The 15,066-nt window shown below is 65.7% G+C and carries 9 protein-coding genes and 1 tRNA gene; all 10 read left to right on the top strand.

What is annotated here, in order from left to right:
- Positions 1-153: 153 nt before the first annotated feature.
- The 10 genes from rpoB to KV397_RS12950 all read left to right on the top strand — a co-directional run bounded on the left by rpoB (position 154) and on the right by KV397_RS12950 (position 15,057).
- Positions 154-3,657: a DNA-directed RNA polymerase subunit beta gene (rpoB, locus tag KV397_RS12995; RefSeq protein ID WP_261811437.1), complete on the top strand. Its 3,504-nt coding sequence runs from the start codon at positions 154-156 to the stop codon at positions 3,655-3,657.
- 81 nt (positions 3,658-3,738) lie between these two features.
- Positions 3,739-7,614 (top strand): DNA-directed RNA polymerase subunit beta', encoded by a 3,876-nt coding sequence (rpoC, locus tag KV397_RS12990; protein ID WP_047520787.1) that lies wholly within the window; start codon positions 3,739-3,741, stop codon positions 7,612-7,614.
- A gap of 210 nt (positions 7,615-7,824) precedes the next feature.
- Complete coding sequence (locus tag KV397_RS12985) at positions 7,825-8,754, top strand: PfkB family carbohydrate kinase (RefSeq protein WP_261811436.1); 930 nt, start codon at positions 7,825-7,827, stop codon at positions 8,752-8,754.
- Between the two features lie 86 nt (positions 8,755-8,840).
- A tRNA-Tyr gene (locus KV397_RS12980) sits at positions 8,841-8,925 on the top strand.
- A 223-nt stretch (positions 8,926-9,148) separates the two neighbouring features.
- On the top strand, positions 9,149-9,601 hold the full coding sequence (locus KV397_RS12975; RefSeq protein ID WP_047520791.1) for a hypothetical protein: 453 nt from the start codon (positions 9,149-9,151) through the stop codon (positions 9,599-9,601).
- A gap of 73 nt (positions 9,602-9,674) precedes the next feature.
- Positions 9,675-10,556, top strand: coding sequence for a bile acid:sodium symporter family protein (locus tag KV397_RS12970; protein ID WP_261811435.1), 882 nt, complete (start codon positions 9,675-9,677; stop codon positions 10,554-10,556).
- A 103-nt stretch (positions 10,557-10,659) separates the two neighbouring features.
- The gene (locus KV397_RS12965) at positions 10,660-11,781 is read left to right on the top strand and encodes a LacI family DNA-binding transcriptional regulator (protein WP_261811434.1); all 1,122 of its coding nucleotides are present in this window, start codon (positions 10,660-10,662) and stop codon (positions 11,779-11,781) included.
- Positions 11,782-11,790: 9 nt separating this feature from the next.
- A complete protein-coding gene (locus KV397_RS12960; protein WP_047520795.1) occupies positions 11,791-13,083 on the top strand; it encodes a sugar ABC transporter substrate-binding protein in 1,293 nt (430 codons plus the stop codon).
- Positions 13,084-13,165: 82 nt separating this feature from the next.
- Entirely contained in the window at positions 13,166-14,107 is a 942-nt protein-coding gene (locus tag KV397_RS12955; protein ID WP_131491799.1) for a carbohydrate ABC transporter permease, read from the top strand.
- Positions 14,107-15,057 (top strand): carbohydrate ABC transporter permease, encoded by a 951-nt coding sequence (locus KV397_RS12950; RefSeq protein ID WP_134353075.1) that lies wholly within the window; start codon positions 14,107-14,109, stop codon positions 15,055-15,057. Before KV397_RS12955 ends, KV397_RS12950 begins: the two co-directional genes overlap by 1 nt.
- Positions 15,058-15,066 lie beyond the last annotated feature (9 nt).

Below are 15,066 nucleotides of genomic sequence, written 5' to 3'. Positions count from 1 at the left end.
GCCATGTCGCACAATCGTGCGTATAGTTGGTAGTTGCGCTCGCTCCTCCCTGCCCTCATATGGTGGTCGGCATTTCGTTGAGTTCTCGAGCGCACACTCCACCTGACGACAAAGGAATCGAGAAGCCCTGCGGGGCTCACGGAGGTTATTCCCTTGGCTGCTGCTCGCAACGCATCCACATCCACCACCACCAAGAACGGACGCGGAGCTTCCCGTCTTTCGTTCGCCAAGATCTCCGACACGCTGACGGTCCCTGACCTTCTCGCTCTGCAGACCGAATCCTTCGGTTGGCTGGTCGGCAACGACGCCTGGAAGGCGCGCGTGGCCGAGGCCAAGAAGCAGGGGCGCACGGACGTCAACGAGAACAGCGGTCTGGGCGAGATCTTCGAGGAGATCTCTCCGATCGAGGACCTCGGCGAGACGATGCAGCTGTCGTTCACGAACCCCTACCTCGAGCCGGAGAAGTACTCGATCGAGGAGTGCAAGGAGCGTGGCAAGACCTACGCCGCTCCGCTGTACGTCGAGGCCGAGTTCATGAACCACCTCACGGGTGAGATCAAGACCCAGACGGTCTTCATGGGCGACTTCCCGCTGCAGACCGACAAGGGCACGTTCATCATCAACGGCTCCGAGCGCGTCGTCGTCTCGCAGCTGGTCCGCTCCCCGGGTGTCTACTTCGACAAGACCCCCGACAAGACGTCCGACAAGGACATCGTGTCGGCGCGCGTCATCCCGAGCCGTGGCGCATGGCTCGAGTTCGAGATCGACAAGCGCGACCAGGTAGGCGTGCGCGTCGACCGCAAGCGCAAGCAGTCGGTCACCGTCTTCCTCAAGGCGCTGGGCATGACCAGCGAGGAGATCCTCGCCGAGTTCGCCGGCTACACCTCGATCGAGGAGACGCTCGCGAAGGACACGATCGTCACGAAGGAAGATGCGCTCCGCGACATCTACCGCAAGCTCCGTCCGGGCGAGCAGGTCGCCGCCGAGGCCGCCCGCGCCCTCCTGGACAACTTCTACTTCAACCCGAAGCGCTACGACCTGGCCAAGGTCGGTCGTTACAAGATCAACCACAAGCTGGGCCTGGACCAGCCGCTGACCTCCTCGGTGCTCACCGTCGAGGACATCGTGGCCACGATCAAGTACCTCGTCCGCCTGCACGCAGGCACCGAGGAGACCTTCACGGGCATCCGCGGTGGCAAGAAGGCCGAGATCCGTCTCGCGACCGACGACATCGACAACTTCGGCAACCGTCGCATCCGCGCGGTCGGCGAGCTCATCCAGAACCAGGTCCGCACCGGTCTCTCCCGCATGGAGCGCGTCGTCCGCGAGCGCATGACCACGCAGGACATCGAGGCGATCACGCCGCAGACCCTGATCAACGTGCGACCCGTCGTCGCCGCGATCAAGGAGTTCTTCGGAACGTCGCAGCTGTCGCAGTTCATGGACCAGAACAACCCGCTCGCAGGTCTGACGAACAAGCGTCGTCTCTCCGCGCTCGGACCCGGTGGTCTCTCCCGTGACCGCGCCGGCGTCGAGGTCCGTGACGTCCACCCCTCGCACTACGGCCGCATGTGCCCGATCGAGACGCCGGAAGGCCCGAACATCGGTCTGATCGGTGCGCTCGCGACCTTCGCGCGCATCAACTCGTTCGGTTTCATCGAGACCCCGTACCGCAAGGTCGTCGACGGCGTCGTGACCGAGCAGATCGACTACCTCACGGCTTCCGAAGAGGTCGACTTCAACATCGCGCAGGCGAACGCCCCGCTCGATGCCAAGGGTCGCTTCATCGAGAGCCACGTCCTGGCCCGCCCCAAGGGCGGCAGCGGCGAGGTCGACATGTTCCTGCCGGAAGACATCGGCTACATCGACGTCTCCCCGCGCCAGATGGTGTCGGTCGCGACCTCGCTCGTGCCGTTCCTCGAGCACGACGACGCACAGCGCGCCCTCATGGGTGCCAACATGCAGCGTCAGGCCGTCCCGCTGCTGCGCAGCGACTCGCCGCTCGTCGGAACCGGTATGGAGGGCTACACGGCCATCGACGCCGGTGACGTCCTCACCGCCGACAAGGCCGGTGTCGTCTCCGAGGTCTCCGCAGACCGCGTCGTCGTCATGCTCGATGAGGGCGGGACGCAGGAGTACCACCTCCGCAAGTTCGACCGCTCGAACCAGGGCACGTCGTACAACCAGAAGGTCGTCGTCAACGCCGGTGAGCGCGTCGAGGTCGGAGAGGTCATCGCCGATGGCCCCGCCACCGAGAACGGCGAGCTGGCCCTCGGGAAGAACCTCCTCGTCGCGTTCATGACGTGGGAGGGCTACAACTTCGAGGACGCGATCATCCTGAGCCAGGACCTGGTGAAGGACGACACCCTCTCCTCGATCCACATCGAGGAGTACGAGGTCGACGCGCGCGACACCAAGCTCGGCAAGGAGGAGATCACCCGTGACCTCCCCAACGTCAGCCCGGAGCTGCTGAAGGACCTCGACGAGCGCGGCATCATCCGCATCGGCGCCGAGGTCCGCCCCGGCGACATCCTCGTCGGCAAGGTCACGCCGAAGGGTGAGACCGAGCTGTCGGCCGAGGAGCGTCTGCTGCGCGCGATCTTCAACGAGAAGAGCCGCGAGGTCCGCGACACGTCCCTGAAGGTGCCTCACGGCGAGCAGGGAACCATCATCGCGGTCAAGGAGTTCAACGCCGAGGACGGCGACGACGAGCTCGGCTCCGGTGTCAACCGCCGCGTCGTGGTCTACATCGCCCAGAAGCGCAAGATCACCGAGGGTGACAAGCTCGCCGGCCGTCACGGCAACAAGGGTGTCATCGCGAAGATCCTCCCGATCGAGGACATGCCGTTCATGGCGGACGGCACCCCGGTCGACATCGTCCTGAACCCGCTCGGCATCCCGGGTCGAATGAACTTCGGCCAGGTGCTCGAGACCCACCTCGGGTGGATCGCGAAGCAGGGCTGGAAGGTCGAGGGCACCCCGGAGTGGGCCGTCCGTCTGCCGGAGGAGGCCTTCGAGGCTGCTCCCGGTACGAAGGTCGCCACCCCGGTGTTCGACGGTGCGAGCGAGGAGGAGATCGCTGGTCTCCTCGACGCCACGACCCCGACCCGCGACGGTGTGCGTCTGATCGACTCGAGCGGAAAGGCCCAGATGTTCGACGGCCGCTCCGGCGAGCCGTTCCCGGCCCCGATCTCCGTGGGCTACATGTACATCCTGAAGCTGCACCACCTGGTCGACGACAAGATCCACGCACGTTCCACGGGTCCGTACTCGATGATCACCCAGCAGCCGCTCGGTGGTAAGGCGCAGTTCGGTGGACAGCGCTTCGGTGAGATGGAGGTGTGGGCCCTCGAGGCCTACGGCGCCGCATACGCGCTCCAGGAGCTCCTCACGATCAAGTCCGACGACATCCTCGGCCGCGTCAAGGTGTACGAGGCGATCGTCAAGGGCGAGAACATCCAGGAGCCCGGCATCCCCGAGTCCTTCAAGGTGCTCATGAAGGAGATGCAGTCGCTCTGCCTGAACGTCGAGGTCCTCTCGGCCGACGGCACACTGGTGAACCTCCGCGACACCGACGATGAGGCGTTCCGCGCCGCGGAAGAGCTCGGTATCAACATCTCCAGCCGCTTCGAGGCCGCCTCGATCGACGAGATCTAATCCGCGGGTGTGCCCGGGGGTCCAACTCCCGGGCACACCGAAGCAGACTTCTCAAACAGAATTTCCGACACAGGAGAACTAGTGCTCGAGTCCACAACTTTCGACGAGCTTCGCATCGGCCTGGCCACCGCAGAGAACATCCGCGCGTGGTCCTACGGTGAGGTCAAGAAGCCCGAAACCATCAACTATCGCACTCTGAAGCCGGAGAAGGATGGTCTCTTCGGAGAGCAGATCTTCGGCCCGTCCCGCGACTGGGAGTGCGCCTGCGGCAAGTACAAGCGCGTCCGCTTCAAGGGCATCGTCTGCGAGCGCTGCGGCGTGGAGGTCACCAAGAGCTCCGTCCGTCGTGAGCGCATGGGTCACATCGAGCTCGCTGCTCCGGTCACCCACATCTGGTACTTCAAGGGCGTGCCCTCGCGCCTCGGGTACCTGCTCGACATGGCACCGAAGGACCTCGAGAAGGTCATCTACTTCGCCGCCTACATGGTCATCTCGGTCGACGAGGAAGCTCGCCACCGCGACCTGGGCACGCAGGAGAACAACATCCGCCTCGAGCTGAAGACGCTCGGCGACCGTCGCGACGCCAAGATCGCGGAGCGCCTGGCCAAGCTGGAGGAGGAGCTCGCCGCTCTCGAGGCAGAGGGTGCCAAGGCCGACGCCAAGAAGAAGGTCAAGGACGCCGCCGAGAAGGAGATGTCGCTCATCCGCAAGGGTGCAGACGACGCGATCCTGAAGCTGGAGCGCGTGTGGGAGGACTTCCGCACCCTCGAGGTCGGTGCCCTGCGCCCGGAGGACGACGTCTTCCACGAGCTGCAGGACCGCTTCGGCCAGTACTTCGAGGCCTACATGGGCGCCGAGTCGATCCAGCGTCGCCTTGCGGCGTTCGACCTCGTCGCCGAGGCGGAGAACCTGCGTCTGCAGATCTCCGAGGGCAAGGGCCAGCGCAAGATCCGTGCGATCAAGCGCCTCAAGGTCGTCAGCTCGTTCCTCGAGACCGGCATGAGCCCGGCCGCGATGGTCCTCGACGTCGTCCCGGTGATCCCGCCGGAGCTGCGCCCGATGGTCCAGCTCGACGGTGGCCGCTTCGCGACTTCCGACCTGAACGACCTCTACCGTCGTGTGATCAACCGCAACAACCGTCTTCGTCGTCTGATCGACCTCGGTGCCCCCGAGATCATCGTCAACAACGAGAAGCGCATGCTGCAGGAGGCCGTCGACGCCCTGTTCGACAACGGTCGCCGCGGTCGTCCCGTCACCGGTACGGGTAACCGTGCCCTGAAGTCCCTCAGCGACATGCTGAAGGGTAAGCAGGGTCGTTTCCGTCAGAACCTGCTCGGAAAGCGTGTCGACTACTCCGGCCGTTCGGTCATCATCGTCGGCCCGCAGCTGAAGCTGCACCAGTGCGGTCTGCCCAAGCAGATGGCGCTGGAGCTCTTCAAGCCGTTCGTCATCAAGCGCCTGATCGATCTCGGTCACTCGCAGAACATCAAGGCTGCCAAGCGCGCCGTCGAGCGCACCCGTCCCGAGGTCTGGGACGTGCTCGAAGAGATCATCCGCGAGCGTCCGGTGCTGCTCAACCGTGCACCCACCCTGCACCGCCTGGGTATCCAGGCGTTCGAGCCGCAGCTCGTCGAGGGTAAGGCCATCCAGCTGCACCCGCTCGTCTGCGCGGCGTTCAACGCCGACTTCGACGGTGACCAGATGGCTGTGCACCTGCCCCTGTCGGTTGAGGCTCAGGCCGAGGCCCGCGTGCTGATGCTCGCGTCGAACAACATCCTGAAGCCGTCCGACGGTCGTCCGGTCACCCTGCCTTCGCAAGACATGATCATCGGTCTGCACCACCTGACCACGGTCAGGGAGGGTGCGGTCGGTGAGGGTCGTGCGTTCGGTTCGGTGGGCGAGGCGATCCTGGCCAAGGACGAGGGCACCCTCGACCTGCAGGCGAAGATCCGCATCCGCATCCCCGGTCTGACCTTCCTCGAGGGCGAAGCTCCCGAGGGCTACGAGCGTCACGGTCTCGTCGACGCTTCGCTGGGTCAGGCGATCTTCAACGACACGCTTCCCAAGGGCTACCCGTTCGTTCGCGAGCAGGCCGACAAGAACAAGCTGTCGCAGATCGTCAACAAGCTGGCCGAGGAGTACCCGAAGGTCGAGACGGCCGCGTCGCTGGACCGCATCAAGGACGCCGGTTTCTACTGGGCCACGCGTTCCGGTGTGACCGTCGCCCTGAGCGACATCCTCACGCCGCCGAACAAGGGCGAGATCGTCGCCGGCTACGAGAAGCAGGCCGCGAAGGTTCAGTCGCAGTACGAGAAGGGTCTGACGACCGACTCCGAGCGTCGCCAGGAGCTCATCAAGATCTGGACCGAGGCAACCGACGAGGTCCAGGCCGCGATGCGGGCGAACTTCCCGGAGGACAACACCATCAACCGCATGGTGTCCTCGGGTGCTCGTGGTAACTGGCTGCAGATCCGGAACATCGCCGGTATGCGTGGTCTGGTGAACAACCCCAAGGGTGAGATCATCCCGCGTCCGATCATCTCCTCGTACCGCGAGGGTCTGTCGGTGGCGGAGTACTTCATCGCGACGCACGGTACCCGTAAGGGTCTGGCCGACACCGCTCTGCGTACCGCCGACTCGGGTTACCTGACCCGTCGTCTGGTGGACGTCTCGCAGGACGTCATCATCCGCGAAGAGGACTGTGGCACGTCGAAGGGCCTCGAGCTCCCGATCGCCGCTCCGAACTCGCAGGGTGAGCTCGTGCGCGACGCGAACGTCGAGAACTCAGTGTTCGCTCGTACGCTGGCCTCCGATGTCGTGAGCGCGTCGGGCGAGGTGCTCGCCGCTGCCGGTGACGACGTGGGTGACGTGCTGATCGACAAGCTCGTCGGTCTCGGTGTCGAGAGCATCAAGGTGCGCTCGGTCCTGACCTGCGACTCCGCCGTCGGTGTCTGCGCGCAGTGCTACGGCCGTTCGCTCGCGACCGGCAAGACCGTCGACATCGGCGAGGCCGTCGGCATCATCGCGGCCCAGTCGATCGGTGAGCCCGGTACCCAGCTGACGATGCGTACCTTCCACACGGGTGGTTCGGCATCGGCGGACGACATCACGCAGGGTCTTCCCCGTGTGCAGGAGCTCTTCGAGGCGCGTACCCCCAAGGGTGCGTCCCCGATCGCCGAGGCCGATGGCCGCATCACGATCGACGAGACCGACAAGGGCAAGAAGGTCATTCTCACGCCCGACAGCGGCGACGAGCCCGTGGTCTACCCGGTGCTGAAGCGTGCCACGCTTCTCGTCGAGGACGGCCAGCACGTCACCGTCGGTCAGCCCCTGCAGGTCGGCACGCTCGACCCCAAGGAGATCATGCGCGTCATGGGTGCTCGCGAGGTGCAGCGTTACCTCGTCGGCGGCGTCCAGGGCGTGTACCGCTCGCAGGGTGTGCCGATCCACGACAAGCACATCGAGGTCATCGTCCGTCAGATGCTCCGCAAGGTCACCGTCGTCGATCACGCCGACACGACCCTGCTCCCGGGTGAGATGGTCGACCTCAAGCGCTACCAGTCGATCAACCGCGAGGCTGTGTCCGAGGGCAAGCGCCCCGCGTCCGGCCGTCCGGAGCTGATGGGTATCACGAAGGCGTCGCTCGCGACCGAGTCGTGGCTGTCGGCCGCCTCCTTCCAGGAGACGACCCGCGTGCTCACCGAGGCTGCGATGCAGGGCAAGCGTGACCCGCTGGTCGGTCTCAAGGAGAACGTCATCATCGGAAAGCTCATCCCTGCCGGAACCGGTCTCTCGAAGTACCGCGACGTCACGGTCGAGGCCACCGAGGAAGCCAAGAGCGAGCGCTACCCGAACCGGATCTTTGCATCCGACGGTGCGTACGCTGACGGCGACTTCGGCTACGTCGACTTCGACGCGTTCTCGACGGACGACATCACGCCCGGTACCTACAACTGAGTGAGTGCTGAGTGAGAAGGCCCCAGGTGATTCGCCTGGGGCCTTCTTCGTGTCCGGGATGGGCGGGGGCCTTGGGCGCGGCGCCGCGCGTTCTGAAGGAGTTCGCGCGTTCTGAAGGAGAGCATTCCCGAAAGGCTCCTTCTTTTCGAGAGAACTCCTTCAGAGTTGACGGCGTTCCCCGTGCGACCCGCGGCGCGATAGTGTCGGCGGGTGAGCAACGACACTACTTCTGCCGTTTCCGTGGTCGTGGTCGGCGACGCTTTGATCGACGAGATCCGGGACGACGCCGGGGTACGAGAGCTCGTCGGCGGTGCGGCACTCAATGTCGCTGTCGGTCTCCGACGTCTCGGCGTGCCGACGACGCTGATCGCGATGGTGGGCGACGACGAGGCCGGTGGGCACATCCGTGAGTACTTGTCCGACCACGGGGTGCGTCTGATCGCGAGTGAGGCTCCGCTCGGCTCGTCCCGGGCGATCGTGCAACGGGCGGCGAACGGCGAGCCGCAGTACGTCTTCAATGAGGCCGCGCAGAAGCGCAGTGTCCGCTACTCCGACGAGGCACGTCAGGCGATTGCCGACGCCGGTCTCGTCGCGATCAGCTGTTTCCCTTTCGATGTGCCGACCGAGGTCGATGCGCTCGTCGACGCCCTGGGTGACGCACGCGTGGCGGTCGATCCCAACCCGCGAACGGGCATGCTCAGCGACCGGGAGGAGTTCGTCCGCGGGTTCGAGCGCCTCGCTGCTTCGGCGGCCATCGTCAAGGTCGGAGCAGATGACGCGGCGATCCTCTACGACGGTGACCTCGACGCGTTGCGCGCGCGTTTGCGGGGGCTCGGCGCTGCGGCTGTCCTTGCGACCGCGGGTGCCGACGGCGCGACGATCGATGCGGATGCCGGAATCGTCTCCGCGCCGATCGCGCAGCTTCCCGGTGCCGTGATCGACACCGTCGGTGCGGGAGACGCGACTCTCGCCGCGGTGTCGGACGGCCTGGTCGCGGCGTCTCCGTCAGACGTGGGGGAGTGGGGTTCGTTGCTGCGGCGAGCCATGGATGTCGCTGCCGCGACCTGTCGCGCCGAGGGTGGTCTGCTGCGGACGCCCGAGTCGCTCGCGGATGCCGGACGCGGTGTGAACGGTAGCTGACCGTTCGATTTCTTGCACCCGCCTCGGGCGGGTATGCTTGTCTCTCGTGCCCCCGGTTGGCTGTTCAAGTCGGACGGGTGCGCTCTGGCGAGTTACCCAAGCGGCCAAAGGGATCTGACTGTAAATCAGACTGCTCTGCATTCGGGGGTTCGAATCCCTCACTCGCCACCACCACCTCCGCGCGATCGATCGCGAACAGAAATGCCTCCGGACCCGGAGGCATTTCGCATTTCACGCCCGCGGAGCCCCTCTCTCGGTCGAGGGGTGAAGCGCCACTGAACTCCTCACGAACAGACACTGCTGCCAATGCCGGGTGCCTCGGCGCGGCACCAGTAACGTGGTGTGCTTGAGACAAGCCGGGGTCCCGGTACACAGCCAAGAGGATACATACACAATGAACGCATCTCGCTCCGTCACCGCCGCTTCCATCGCGCTGCTCGCGCTCCTGTTCACCGGCTGTGCCGCCGGCGCCTCCGACTCGGGCAGTGACTCGAAGCCGGAGTCGGCGGACAAGCCGGCCGCGACGCAGACCAAGGAAGAGGCCTGCGACATCATGGTCACGAGCCTCTCGGACCTGCAGTCGCTTTCGTCGGTCGACACGTCGGACCCGAACGCTGCACTGGCCGCCTTCAAGGAGGCTCAGGGCAAGATCGACGACGCGGCGAAGCAGGTGTCGAACGACGAGGTCAAGCCCTCCGCCGATGATTCCGCAGCCGCCCTGAAGGGGTACGTCGACTTCCTCGACCAGGCGAGCTCCGACCCGGCGAACGTGGACGTCTCGAAGATGAGCGAGCACGTGCAGGCGCTCACCGACAGCATCACCGAGCTCTCCACGGTCTGCTCCTGACCGTCCGGGCCGAGAAGGGGATCCTCACGGATACGCGTGACACCGGAGCCCCTTCTCGGCCACACTGAGTTCCATGGGATCAGCGTTGACCACCATCGGACTGCCCGTCGCCCTCGGCATCATCATGCTGGGGCTCGGGCTCAGCCTCACCCTCGCCGACTTCGCGCGGGTGCTGAAGCAGCCGAAGGCGGTGATCATCGCCCTGCTGTGTCAGCTCGTGCTGTTGCCGGCCATCTGCTTCGGCCTCGTCCTCGCGTTCCAGCTGCCACCGATCCTCGCTGTCGGCATGATGATGCTGGCGGCGTCGCCGGGCGGGACCACGGCGAACCTCTACAGTAATCTGTTCCGCGGTGACATCGCCCTGAACATCTCGCTGACCGCCGTGAACTCCGTGATCGCCGTGATCACCCTCCCGATCATCACGAACTTCGCGATCGCGTACTTCCAGCCGTTCGACGACCGACTGGGGCTGCAGTGGTCGAAGGCGCTCGAAGTGTTCGCGATCGTGCTCTTGCCCGTGGCTCTCGGCATGATCGTGCGACGCTTCTGGCCGAAGTTCGCCGCCGGCATGGATAAGCCGGTGCGCATCGCCTCCGTCGTGATCCTGGTCGTCGTGATCGCGGGCGCCGTGGCATCGAACTGGACCCTCCTCGTCTCGAACTTCACCCAGCTCGCCCTGATCACCGTGCTGTTCTGCCTGATCAGCCTCACGGTCGGCTTCTTCGTCCCGCGGATGCTCCGCGTCGGGAAGCGCCAGGCGATCGCGACGTCGTTCGAGATCGGCATCCACAACGCCACGCTGGCGATCGTGATCGCTCAGTCGGTGCTCGGATCGGTGGAGCTGAGCCTCCCCGCCGCGGTGTACGGAGTGCTGATGTTCTTCATCGCGTTCGGCTTCGGGTTCCTGATCCGAGACCGTCACGCGATCCCCGCCCCGGTGGCGCCTTCGCCCTGAGAGGGCTTGACCTCGAACGCACGCCTGGTTTAGCATCTGATAAATCGATTTAACAGCGGCCCGAGGTGATCTGGTCGCCACACGACGGAGTGAGGTGAACGCGATGGGCAGAGCGCGGATCTCTGATGTCGCCGCTGCAGCAGGCGTGTCGGTCACGACCGTGTCACTCGTGCTGAACGATGCCGAGTCGCGCATCTCCGAGCAGACCCGCATCCGTGTCCGTGCGGCTGCGGAGGCCGTCGGCTACGCCCCCAGCGCCGTTGCCCGGGGGCTCCGCACGCAACGCACCCGCATCGTGGGACTCCTGTCCGACCAGATCGCGACGACCCCGTTCGCAGGCCGCATGCTCGCCGGCGCACAGGACGCCGCGCGCGAGCACGATCACCTCCTGCTCTTCATCGACACCGGCGGCGACGCAGACATCGAAGCGGATGCCCTCCGCGCCTTGGCGGCACAGCAGGTCGACGGGATGATCTACGCCTGCATGTGGCACCGCGCGGTCGACGTACCCGCCGGGCTCCCTCGGGGCTCGGTGCTGCTCGACTGCTACCCCGAGGGTGGCGGCTTCCGCAGCGTCGTGCCCGATGACCGCGTGGGCGGTGCCGCTGCGGTGCGAGAGCTGCTCGCCGCCGGACACCGCCGCATCGCGTACCTCGACACCGACGACCCCGAGCCCATCGCCTCGCGACTGCGTCACGAGGGCTACCTCGAAGCGCTGGCCGAGGCAGGCATCGAGGCCGATCCCGCGCTCCATGTGACGGGGGAGACGTCTGCGCAGGGCGGGCGTGCGGCAACCGAGCGGTTGCTCGATCTGCCCGAGGACCAGCGTCCGACCGGCATCTTCTGCTTCAACGACCGGATGGCGATCGGCGTCTACGCCGCGGCACACCATCGCGGCCTCGAAATCCCGCGCGACCTCTCGGTCGTCGGCTACGACGATCAGCAGTTGGTCGCCGCAGAAATGGATCCACCTCTCACCACCATCGCTTTGCCCCACTACGAGATGGGTCGCTGGGCGATGGAGGTCGCGCTCGGCGTCCGCGCGGAGGGGGATGAGGACGCCTCGCACCGAATGGACTGTCCCGTCATCCGACGGGATTCCGTGGGCCCGCCGCCGGCGCATGTCGCCAAACAGAACCGACGACGGGCTTCACACACAACCGAAGGGCCGCGCTCGGCGGCTCCCGATCAGGTGCCCGACGTGGGCGTCAGGCACCAAGAATAGGAAACCACAATGACGCGCAGAACGTCGCCGATCTTCGTGGCGGCCGGGTTGGTGACAGCCCTCGCCCTCACAGGATGTGGACAAGCAGGTCAAGGCAACACGACCGGAGAAGACGGTCGAACGCAGCTCACGATGTGGACGCACTCGGCGGGGAACGCCGCGGAGCTCGCCGTCTACGAGAAGATCATCACCGATTTCAACGCCTCACAGGACGAGTACGAAGTCGTGCACGAGTCCTTCCCGCAAGGTGCCTACAACGACGCGATCGTCGCTGCGGCGGCCTCGGGGGACCTTCCCTGCCTGCTTGACCTCGATGGGCCGATCATGCCCAACTGGGCGTGGGCGGAGTACCTCCAGCCGTTGGAGATCTCGACCGAGATCACCGACAAGCTCCTCCCGACGGCGGTGGGCGTGTGGGACGGCGAGATTTACTCGGCCGGCTACTGGGATGCGGCGCTGTCGATCTTCGCGCGCAAGTCGGTGCTCGATGCCAACGGCATCCGCATCCCCTCGACGGACCAGCCGTGGACGGCCTCCGAGTTCGATGCCGCGCTGTCGACGCTGCAGGACGCCGGCTACGACACCCCCATCGACATCGGTGCGGAAGACACCGGCGAGTGGTGGCCGTACGCATACTCCCCGCTGCTGCAGAGCTTCGGCGGCGATCTGATCGACCGCGACACGATGCTCACCGCGGACGGCGCGCTGAACGGCGACGCCGCCGTGGAGTGGGGCACCTGGTTCCAGAACCTCTTCGCCGAGGGCTACGCGAGCAACGCGGGCACGATCGGCAACCAGGAGTTCGTCGACGATGAGGTGGCGCTCAGCTACACCGGCGTGTGGAACGCGCTGGCATCCGTCGAAGCGATCGGCGATGATCTCCTGATCCTGCCGCCGCCCGACTTCGGCAACGGCCCGAAGATCGGTGGCGGGTCGTGGCAGTGGGCGATCTCTTCGGGCTGCAACGACGCCGATGGCGCCCGGCAGTACCTCGAGTTCAGCTTCAACGACGAGTACATCACCGAGTTCGCCGACAACCAGATCGTCATCCCGGCGACGGAAGCCGCTGCGCAGGCGTCGGAGTACTTCGGCGATGACGGTGTGCTGCGCCCGTTCGTGGAGCTGTCGCAGAAGTACGCCGTGCTGCGGCCGGAGACTCCCGCCTACGCCGTGATCTCGACCACGTTCGAGACGGCGGCGAAGAACATCATGAGCGGCGCCGACGTCACGGCGACCCTCGACCAGGCCGTCGCGGACATCGATGCCAACATCGCGTCCAACGACGGGTACGGATTCCAGTAGACGGTGACGGCGGAGGTGGGGGCGCGGGCGACCGCGTGCCCACCCCGCCGCGCTGCTCCACCCGCTCCTGAAAGACGCATCGATGACCGTCACACCTCCGACGGCGGGGGCCGAGACTCCTCGGCGCTCCCTCCGCTCCTTCCGCTCCAGCCGTGGACGCGAGACGTGGGCAGGTCTGGGCATGGTCGCACCGGCCGCCCTCCTGCTCACACTGTTCCTCATCGTCCCGGTGGTCCTCGCGTTCACTCTCTCCTTCACGAATGCGAGGCTCATCTCGCCGAACCCGCCTCGCTTCGTCGGGGTAGACAACTTCATTCGCGCCTTCACCGCTGACCCGCTCTTCGTGCAGTCGATCGGCAACACGGCGATCTTCGCGCTCATCGTCGTGCCCGTGCAGGCCGGCCTCGGCCTCGCGCTCGCGGTGCTCGTGAATCGAAAGCTCCGCGGCACGACGTTCTTCCGCGTCGTGTTCTTCATCCCCGTCGTGACCTCGATCGTCGTCGTCTCCATCCTGTGGAAGTTCCTCTATCAGGATGACGGGCTCATCAACTCGATGATCGACGCCGTGACGTTCGGGTTGTGGAGCGGGAACGATTGGCTCAACGACCCCTCGACGGCGCTCGGCGCGATCATCGTCATGTCGATCTGGCAGGCCGTCGGGTTCCACATGATCATCTGGCTGTCGGGGCTGCAGACGATCCCCGAAGAGCTCTACGAGGCGGCGCGCATGGATGGCGCCAGCCCGTGGCGCCAGTTCACCAACGTCACGTGGCCGGGGCTGCGCCCGACGATGGTGTTCGTGCTCGTCACCATCACGATCGCCGCCCTCGGGTTGTTCGTCCAGATCGACGTCATGACCCAGGGCGGTCCGCAGGGCGCCACCTCGACGGTCGTCTACCACGCGGTGCGCAAGGGCTTCGGTCAGCAGGAGATCGGCTACGCGGCCGCGATCTCGCTCATCTTCTTCGTGGCCGTGCTCATCATCGCGCTCATCCAGCGTCGCATCACCCGGGAGAAGGACTGATGACCGCCACCGTAGACAACCACACCGAGACGGGGCGGCCGGCGTCGCGCTCCGCCCGCGCCCCGCGCACGGCTGCTGCGGGCCGCCGATGGGGCACGGCGGCGACCTATATCGCCATGTCGGTGCTCGCTGTGATCTTCCTGTTCCCGCTCGTGTTCATGTTCGTGTCGAGCCTCAAGCCCGACGCGCAGATTCTGCAGGACCTCGACTCTCCGCTCGCCTTCCTCCCCGTCGGTGACATCAGCCTCGACAACTACTTCGGGGTCTTCGACCGGGTGCCGGTCGCGCAGTTCATGTTCAACTCGGTGCTCGTGACGGTGCTGACCGTCGGGCTCGGGCTCATCGTCAACTCGATGGCCGGTTTCGCCCTTTCGCGGCTCGCATGGCGCGGCCGGCTCGTCGTGCTCGCCGTCATCATCGCGACCCTCATCGTGCCGTTCGAGACCATCGCGGTGCCGATGGTCTACTGGGTCGCCCAGCTGCCCACCCTCGTCTTCGAAGGCGGCGTGCTCAAGTACGACTTCGGCTGGTTGAACACCTACGAGGTGCAGATCGTGCCGTTCATCGCGAACGCGTTCTCCATCTTCCTGTTCACGCAGTACTTCTCCACGATCCCGAAGTCGCTCGACGAGGCTGCCCGGATCGACGGGGCGAGCTGGTTCAGGATCTACCGCCGCATCATCGTGCCGCTGTCGGGCCCGGCGTTCGCGACGGTCGCGATCCTGACCTTCCTGCCTGCATGGAACCAGTACCTGTGGCCGCTCATGGTCGTGCAGCGAGAGAACCTCCGGCCCGTCATGGTCGGCATGCAGTACTTCTTCCAACTCAACACCGCCTGGGGTGAGGTCATGGCGTACACGTCGATGATCACGATCCCCGTGCTCATCGTCTTCCTGATCTTCCAGCGCGCCTTCGTCAGCTCGATCGCCGCGAGCGGAGTGAAAGGGTGAAAGGAAACA

This window comes from Microbacterium aurugineum (assembly GCF_023101205.1).
Classification (GTDB): Bacteria; Actinomycetota; Actinomycetes; order Actinomycetales; family Microbacteriaceae; genus Microbacterium; species Microbacterium aurugineum.
The sequence above is the reverse complement of the archived record's forward strand: the minus strand, read 5'-3'. Positions and strand labels throughout refer to the sequence as shown.

Bases quoted from the DNA above. Each gene is read 5' to 3' on its own strand.
- KV397_RS12975 (WP_047520791.1), top strand. From the start codon at position 9,149: ATGAACGCATCTCGCTCCGTCACCGCCGCTTCCATCGCGCTGCTCGCG.
- KV397_RS12970 (WP_261811435.1), top strand. From the start codon at position 9,675: ATGGGATCAGCGTTGACCACCATCGGACTGCCCGTCGCCCTCGGCATC.
- KV397_RS12965 (WP_261811434.1), top strand. From the start codon at position 10,660: ATGGGCAGAGCGCGGATCTCTGATGTCGCCGCTGCAGCAGGCGTGTCG.
- KV397_RS12960 (WP_047520795.1), top strand. From the start codon at position 11,791: ATGACGCGCAGAACGTCGCCGATCTTCGTGGCGGCCGGGTTGGTGACA.
- KV397_RS12955 (WP_131491799.1), top strand. From the start codon at position 13,166: ATGACCGTCACACCTCCGACGGCGGGGGCCGAGACTCCTCGGCGCTCC.
- KV397_RS12950 (WP_134353075.1), top strand. From the start codon at position 14,107: ATGACCGCCACCGTAGACAACCACACCGAGACGGGGCGGCCGGCGTCG.